At 32.3% G+C, this 7,569-nt stretch carries 10 protein-coding genes and 1 tRNA gene; 6 read left to right on the top strand and 5 right to left on the bottom strand.

Annotation, left to right across the window (positions count from 1 at the left end; translation table 11 throughout):
- Positions 1–381: 381 nt before the first annotated feature.
- The 5 genes from M2326_RS15250 to M2326_RS15230 form a co-directional block, all read right to left on the bottom strand.
- Entirely contained in the window at positions 382–1,224 is an 843-nt protein-coding gene (locus tag M2326_RS15250) for a DUF2911 domain-containing protein (protein WP_264620408.1), read from the bottom strand.
- 71 nt (positions 1,225–1,295) lie between these two features.
- A complete protein-coding gene (locus M2326_RS15245; protein ID WP_264620407.1) occupies positions 1,296–1,952 on the bottom strand; it encodes an HAD family hydrolase in 657 nt (218 codons plus the stop codon).
- A 226-nt stretch (positions 1,953–2,178) separates the two neighbouring features.
- Positions 2,179–2,889, bottom strand: coding sequence for a tRNA threonylcarbamoyladenosine dehydratase (locus M2326_RS15240; protein ID WP_264620406.1), 711 nt, complete (start codon positions 2,887–2,889; stop codon positions 2,179–2,181).
- Positions 2,890–2,944: 55 nt separating this feature from the next.
- Positions 2,945–3,607: a TatD family hydrolase gene (locus M2326_RS15235; RefSeq protein WP_264620405.1), complete on the bottom strand. Its 663-nt coding sequence runs from the start codon at positions 3,605–3,607 to the stop codon at positions 2,945–2,947.
- Complete coding sequence (locus tag M2326_RS15230) at positions 3,607–4,209, bottom strand: DUF1684 domain-containing protein (RefSeq protein ID WP_264620404.1); 603 nt, start codon at positions 4,207–4,209, stop codon at positions 3,607–3,609. The genes M2326_RS15235 and M2326_RS15230 overlap by 1 nt, the downstream gene beginning before the upstream one ends.
- Positions 4,210–4,324: 115 nt before the next feature.
- On the opposite strand from M2326_RS15230, the gene M2326_RS15225 reads away from it, so the two are divergent.
- The 6 genes from M2326_RS15225 to M2326_RS15200 all read left to right on the top strand — a co-directional run bounded on the left by M2326_RS15225 (position 4,325) and on the right by M2326_RS15200 (position 7,435).
- Entirely contained in the window at positions 4,325–4,468 is a 144-nt protein-coding gene (locus M2326_RS15225) for an SsrA-binding protein (RefSeq protein WP_264620403.1), read from the top strand.
- A gap of 356 nt (positions 4,469–4,824) precedes the next feature.
- Positions 4,825–4,898, top strand: a tRNA-Arg gene (locus M2326_RS15220).
- Positions 4,899–5,334: 436 nt separating this feature from the next.
- Entirely contained in the window at positions 5,335–5,727 is a 393-nt protein-coding gene (locus tag M2326_RS15215; protein ID WP_264620402.1) for a hypothetical protein, read from the top strand.
- A 36-nt stretch (positions 5,728–5,763) separates the two neighbouring features.
- A complete protein-coding gene (locus M2326_RS15210) occupies positions 5,764–6,258 on the top strand; it encodes a hypothetical protein (protein WP_264620401.1) in 495 nt (164 codons plus the stop codon).
- 427 nt (positions 6,259–6,685) lie between these two features.
- Entirely contained in the window at positions 6,686–7,003 is a 318-nt protein-coding gene (locus tag M2326_RS15205) for a hypothetical protein (RefSeq protein WP_264620400.1), read from the top strand.
- Between the two features lie 75 nt (positions 7,004–7,078).
- A complete protein-coding gene (locus M2326_RS15200; RefSeq protein ID WP_264620399.1) occupies positions 7,079–7,435 on the top strand; it encodes a hypothetical protein in 357 nt (118 codons plus the stop codon).
- Positions 7,436–7,569: the final 134 nt, after the last annotated feature.

Raw genomic sequence — 7,569 nt, 5'->3', positions numbered from 1 at the left:
AGATTTAACTCCTAACAAAATTCCTAATCCATCTAATTCCATCCCCCAAAATTACATGGTTTTTTTAATTTCCACTAATTTAGGCGAAGAACCAACTTTATTCTATAAAGTTCTTTTTTAAATTGATTATCTGATAGATTCTGTATTTTTTTATTTTTTCAAAATACCAATCCTCTGATGAAATATAATACTTCATTTTATAACATTGTGCGTGAGGGATAAAAGTGAAAAGCCCACAGTCTCTCTACAGCGTAGCGGAAGGGAGACGAGGACTTGTAACGGATAGCCCGGCCTGTAGTTTTTACGAAAGGACACGCCCGAAAATAAAAAATCCCGTTTCGGATAAATGAAACGGGATTGCAGTATTGTATTCTTATTTGATTATTTGCTCCACTCTGTGATGCTATCTTTGTTCATTTTTACATAATCTTGATTGCCTGCTTTTTCTGAGGCTGTCAAGGATGCTTTTGCCGTTTCGATTGCTCCGTTTCTATCTCCTTTTTTGGCCAAGATCAATGATTTAAGTCTTAAAAAATAGAATGGTTTTTCGGGTGTAAGTTCCAATGCTCTTTCCATGTAGGTATTGGCTTTGTTGATGTCACCGTTGGACTGAAAGTAGTATTGTGCGGCTGCAAAATAATCACCACCAGTGGCACCACCAAGTACTTTATCAATACTTTCCATGGTTTTTTGCTGGGTTGGAACTTCGAATTTTAAGGATACAAATGAATGTTCCCAGGCCATTTCTAGCGAAGCACCGTTGGTATTGATATCATTGATTCCGATTGTGAATGTTTCTACCGCATTTGGTGTTGTATATTCTTTTACTGAAGTTTTTAGGACTACATTGCTCTCTTCAAAAGTTTTTGGAGTTCCCCAATTATCAGTCGTTTTATAAAAAATTACGTCCCAACTTTGAATATTTGGAATGCTGTATAAGGAATATTTCCCTTTTGGTAATTTTTTTCCGTCGATTAACACGTCATCGCTAAATGATATTGTTGTATTTTCATTGGCTCCTGTTCTCCATAATTTTCCAAAAGGCACCAAATTACCATAGACAATCCTTGCTCTAGCAGAAGGTCTTGAATAAACCACTTCAACATCTGTTAGTCCGACTTGTTGATTAATGGTGGCTTTGGGGCTTTGTTGTGGTGTTTGGATTTGTGCTTGTACCATTCCTTGTGAAAATACTACGAACATAGCAATAAAAATATTCTTCATGTTTCTCTTTTTTTGTTTTTGCAAAAGTACAAAATCTAAATTCGTTAGCTTGTTAAATAATCACTAAAGCATTACTGTAATTGTGATACTTCTTTATAATTCAACTCATTAAAGTGGTTTATAACACGATCTGCTAAATCCAAATCTTGATCATTGGAATGAATACTATTGTATCCTACGCAATAGATATCGGCAGATTTAGCTGCTTTAACTCCATTGGTACTGTCTTCAATCACGATGCAATTTTGTTTGGGTGCTACCGAAAGTGTAGTAGCATGCAAGAAAATTGCGGGGTTTGGTTTGGACTCTGGAAAATCCTCACCACTTACTTTATGGGTGAAAAATTGGTGCAAATTGAAACGACCAAACACGCGATCAATAGTGACTTTTGAAGCCGATGACGCTAGAATTAACTGCATGCCATTTTGGTAGCAATCTTTGATTAGGTCTTCTACACCGTCCAAAAGTTGTAGATCTTCTTTGGTATCGAATGCATCATTAAACAAAGCTCTTTTTCTTTGAATCATGTCTTCGACATCTCCGGTAAGATTAAATTTTTCTTTTAGTTTTTGATAAGTATTGCGAGTCGATTGACCAGTTAAAGAAGTGTACACCTCCTCGGAAACTTCAATTCCTAATTCTTTATAATGTTGAAAATAAGCATACCTGTGTACGGGTTCTGTATCAACAATTACACCGTCCATATCAAAAATTATAGTTTGTATCATTTTATTTGTTGTTGTTGTTGTATTTGGGAAGTTACAATTAATTATGTTATTTTGTTAAATAACCTTGCAGCACTAAAATGTTAATGAGATTGAGTATTATGTGTGCAAAATGGGATGAGTATAAAAGATATCTTTAAATTTTAGAGAATTAAAATTAATTCACCCACTTTTTATTACGCTCTACTTCACCACACTACTTAATGTGACAAACTAAAACACAAGCTTACTATTTGATTAAATGTCGAATGACTGTTTCAGCAGCATACAGACCAAAAAGCCCTGGCATATAGCTATTTGTACCATAAAATGATCTTTTAAAATTGGATCCGTCCGTCATTTTTAAACTTGAATCGTCTTGTATCTCGGAGGAGAAAACAACTTTTACTTTATCAATTTTCTCTTTCTTTAATCGTTTACGAATGGTTTTGGCAAAAAAGCAATTCACTGTTTTACTGATGTCTGCTACTTTTACTTTTGAAGCTTCCATTTTCCCACCCGCTCCCATGCTCGAAATAATTTTAACTCTTTTTCTCTTTGCTGCGATGATCAAATTTAATTTTGGGGTTACACTATCTATGCAATCCAATACGTAATCGTAGTCGGTAGAAACAATTTCGAAAGCTCTCTCTGGCGAAAGAAACTCTTGCACTTTGATCAACTTCAATTCTGGGTTTATGTCCATTAAGCGATTACCTACTACCTCAATTTTTGGTTGCCCAACAGTTGAATGTAAAGCTGGTAATTGTCTGTTTATGTTGGTAATATCAACTACATCTCCATCAACAATAGTCAAGCTCCCTACTCCTGCTCTAGCCAAAAACTCAGCTGCAAAGGAACCTACACCTCCTAATCCAACAATTAATATATGAGCATTTTGTAATTTTTCTATTCCCTCTTTTTTGAATAAAAGCTCAGCTCTTTCTGTCCACTCTGCCATTTTTTGTATTTGTTTAAAGTTTTGATGGTTGCCATTAAATAATAGCCCATTAAATTTATTTCGTATCCAAACTAGTTTTAAAAACTTGTTCGAAATTGTTGTGTATTGTTTGCTGTATTACAGCTACCGTGCCATTTTTGTATTTGGCTGCTAAGGCATATACTTCTACCAAATGTTCAGCAATGGTATCGGTTTCAAGAAAATAACGATCCTCTGGTATAGACAAAAAAACGGACTCCATTTCGGGGTTTTGTAATAAATTTTTCCCAAATGACAAATAAAATCCATTATCAATTAGTTGTTTGGCAAGTTGTTTACTTTTAGAAAAACCATGAATTACAATAGGAACGGTAATTTTCAATCGTTTTTTGGTAGCAATCAATTCATCAAAAGCCGCTACGCAATGGATCACTACCGGTTTTTGGTATTCTTGTGCCAATAACAATTGTTGATCAAAAACAGATTGCTGTAATTGTAACGGAATTTCAATCCTTTTGTCCAAACCACATTCACCAACTGCTAGGCAGTGAAAATCGGTTATTTTGGTTCTCATAACCTCAAAATCCGATTGTAATCTATCCAGATCGATGTACCATGGATGAATCCCAATTGAATAGTTCGAAATAGAATTTTTGAACTCCCAAGGATATTGATTGACCAATTCGACCGTATTTGGGTCATTGGTAGACGTATGTGTATGTAGGTTAAAAAACGTCATTAATCATGAAATTTTTTGACACCAGCTTCAATCCTGACTTGCAAATCATTTTCTAGCGGCACTCTTGGGCACGAATATTTATGACTATATGCACAATATGGATTATAAGCAGTATTAAAATCAATATCAATAGTATCTCCCGATGGAATTTTTAAATCGATGTAACGTCCGCCAATATAGGTATCAATACCCGAGCTAAGGTCTGAAAATGGTAAAAATAAATTTTTCTTGTATTTAGCAGTTCGAGACAAAACAATATCGCAATACAGGTTCAAAACACATTCTTTTCCGTTGATAGTAAAATGAACTTCACCGTACTTTATATACAAAGGTGCTCTATTGGTAGAGGTTTTCATCTTGAAAGCTTTCTCTTTTTTGGTACGAATAAATTTGGCAGTTATCACATACGATTCATTTATAGGATAAAAATCTAATGTTTGGAAATGTGCTAAATCATTTGGTTCTAACGGACTTGTTTTTGCATCTGCATACTCCTTATTCAATTGTGTTTGAAAATCCTGTGCTGCTTGTCTTTTGTCAATTTCTTGTGAAAATGCAATCATAGAAAGCAATAAAAAAAATAAAATCGTGATTTTTGGCATCTATTGTTTTTTTTACAAAAATAAGCCAAAAGATCTTAATACGCCCAAAGAAGCAAAAATTTAACGGGAATGCAATACCCTTTTTGGCTACCTTTGAATTTCTAAAAAAAATAATATGTTCCGAATTCTAGCTTACCTCAATAAACTCCTTTTACCTAGTTTTACAAAAAGAAAGTTGGATTTGTCCAAAGCCAAAAACTGGCAATTGGCTCTCCTTGGCTATAAATATTATGTAACCTCTCGTGTGATTAATCAGTAGTTACTTGTCTATGTACTGCAATATATTGTATTGTTTACAACTTTGACTGTCTTTGCTACTAGTCTACTAATTATATTATATTGGCTTTCTCCAAAATTTAGAACCACATTTAAAACTGTACTGCTGGAAATGTATTTTTCCATTAGAATAGAAAAGAACTTAGCTCTTATTTTAATCACTATTATACCAAGACAGAATTTTTTATTATTTTTTTTTATTTGGAAATCACTGAATATCAAACAGCTACTTTTAAAATGATATTTATTTTAAATTTAATTGAATTTTATGCTTGCAGATTCCACATTTAGCCTTATATTTGCACCCGCAACGACGTTGTTTACAACTACTGCAAAAATGGCCTTGTGGCGCAACTGAATAGCGCACTTGATTACGGCTCAAGAGGTTACTGGTTTGAATCCAGTCAAGGTCACTAGAGTTTATAAGGGTTCCAAGAGATTGGAACCCTTTTTTGCTTTACCACTTGCCCACGATTTGCACACTTTTCGTAAATTAGCATTGTTCTAAATCATAAAATCACAACTCGGTAGGTATGCCTTTTGAAAAAAATTGATTATTCAATTTGTAACTGTAATAACGAATAACATTTAAGTTCAAAAAAAAACCGCTCATCTCTGAACGGTTAAATATTTACATCATCATTAATCTTTCTAGTGTGTTGGGTGGATAACTATCTGCTAATTTAATTTACTGAAAATCGTTCCTCACTACACAGAGAAATTGCAAATGGAACTTTTTTAAACATTGGAGAAACTCTAATGGGGTGGCACTTTACGGAATTTGGTTCAAAAGGCATTTCCATTAATATTATAAATTTTGATTTGTACAATTCTCCTAAATTATTAGAAATGAGGGCAAGGATATTTGATGGCTTATATAATCTTTTTGAGCAAGATCGAGAGCAATCGGAAAAAATATTAAATAAAATTGTTCTTCCTAGTGGTAAGATTGATGAACAAATATATATTGATGAATTACGAATTTATGAAAGAATAATTTCAGAAAAACTCTCTCCTGACCAATATTCGCATTGCAAATTTGTAAGTCGATTATCAAAGAAAATTTCTTCATTAGGAAATCCAATTCCTGATTATTGGAATCAATTTATCAATTCAGAAACTATTAATCTCTCGAAGCTTCTTAAAACAGACTTCTTAGAAGATAGAAATGGAAAATCTTGGGAAGAAAAAGAAAGAGAAAAACGCCTACAAATTCAGAACTATATTAAATCCAAATCGTAGAAAGAAATAGAATACCTACTTAATTCAATAGACTCGTTGTTTAAACAACAGCAAGAAAGAGAAATTTGGGAAATTGAAGGCGGAATATCCGAAATATTTATAGGGATTGCCAGTAAAGGAAAAAAGGAAATCAAGAAAGCACTAACGCTTACTTTTAACAATGAGTTTTCATTCCACTTTCAACCACGAATTATCTATTTCTTTACAAACAATGATATCTTAAGTGGTGAAGAATTACTAGCGTTAATTAATAAAACAAACTTTCGAAACAAAACATCCTGCATCATTACATTGTTTGAATGCCTTCCCGAAAATCAGATAAATGCAAATTTTTTAAAACATCTAATACAAACTTTTAAAAGCAATAATCAGATATATATTCACATATTAACTGATTACTTAAAGTTTAATTCTGAATTCAATGATTATAAAAATTCTTGTCGTGAGAAAGGTATCAAGAAACACAACATAATTTCTTATTTAACTGAGATCATATTGAATAAACCTATTTCACAAAGACACCGTTTATGACATCATTTTTGCATAGACTGCGCTAGTTGTCTCTCAAGTCATAAACACTTGCTTAAACAAGCTTTCATATCGTTAAAAAAGAATGATGCTCATTTTGATTACGATGGAAAAAAATTTGAAGCAGTCCTAAATCTAGACAGTAATTTTTTTATTGAATATTTGGAACAGAAAGTTGTCGATATGGACTATTTATCATTTCGATTTAAACATTTTAAGCTTGAATGTATTTGGTCTTTATCGAAATATAAAGAAATAGTTGATAAAGCTTTAGATATTATTATAACAAGAGCTCCCCATCTTTTCTAGCTGGGAACATCCGTCAACTGTCCTCTTTACTTTTGAAGAAAATAATGATGAAAGTTTAGAAAAAGCTCATAAGTTTATTGCTGATTCTATTGAGACTCACTTTAAGGACAAACAAAGAATTATGATGATTATGAGCGTTGCACTATATGGATTTCACGATAAATTCATTAACTATTTAAATCATTTTTTGCTTTTAAATAAAGATTTAGAAATTTTCAAACGCATATGGTTGGAAACATCCGGTATTACAATGGGTAGCAGAGTACCTTATATTCAGAAAGAAATTGATTTTTGTGATGAAATTGCTTCAATGATAAAAGCTTTACCCAACATTCTAAATTATGCAGACCACGTGAAATATTTAGAGCAGAAAATTATATGGTTGAAAAAAGATATAGTTAATGAACAGAAGAGAGATTTTGAAGGCTATGTTGAATAAAAATATCTCAGCCACTCGAAGTCACAACATCCTCTTTAATAAAAAAAAATTTACACAATGCTTCAATAAACAATTGTGGAATTAACTGAGAAATTATTATCCGAATTACAAAGAAGACTTAAAATAGAAAACCGCAGAGGAGTTAACTTAAATGCTATTCCTGCAAATTCAAGATATAAGTTCGATTTAAACAGACTTTCTTATATTGACAAAGACCTTCCAAACAATTTTATTAAATCGCTACTAACAGAGTTACTGCTTAAATTTAGAATAAGTTGGAAAGACAACGTTTGGTTATATCATTTAGAAAGCACCGGTACAGAAATAAACGATGAAATTATTACGAATAAAGTTCCTTTAATTGGATATACTAAACTAAAAATAAAAGACATTTACTTCACCTTGACAACGGACAAAAGCAAACTACTTTAGATAAATAGGTAAAAATATTTATAATAATTTTGGAGGCTTAATATTATGATAAAAAAAATCAAAAATTAGCATTACTTTTGATTACCTTCAACCACAAGATAAACCCCATTTTTTAGCGTTTATCCTTAAACGAT

The sequence above is a fragment of the Flavobacterium psychraerolatum genome, from assembly GCF_025960985.1.
Classification (GTDB): Bacteria; Bacteroidota; Bacteroidia; order Flavobacteriales; family Flavobacteriaceae; genus Flavobacterium.
Note: the sequence above shows the minus strand (reverse complement) of the source record. Positions and strands in the feature narration are given on the sequence as shown.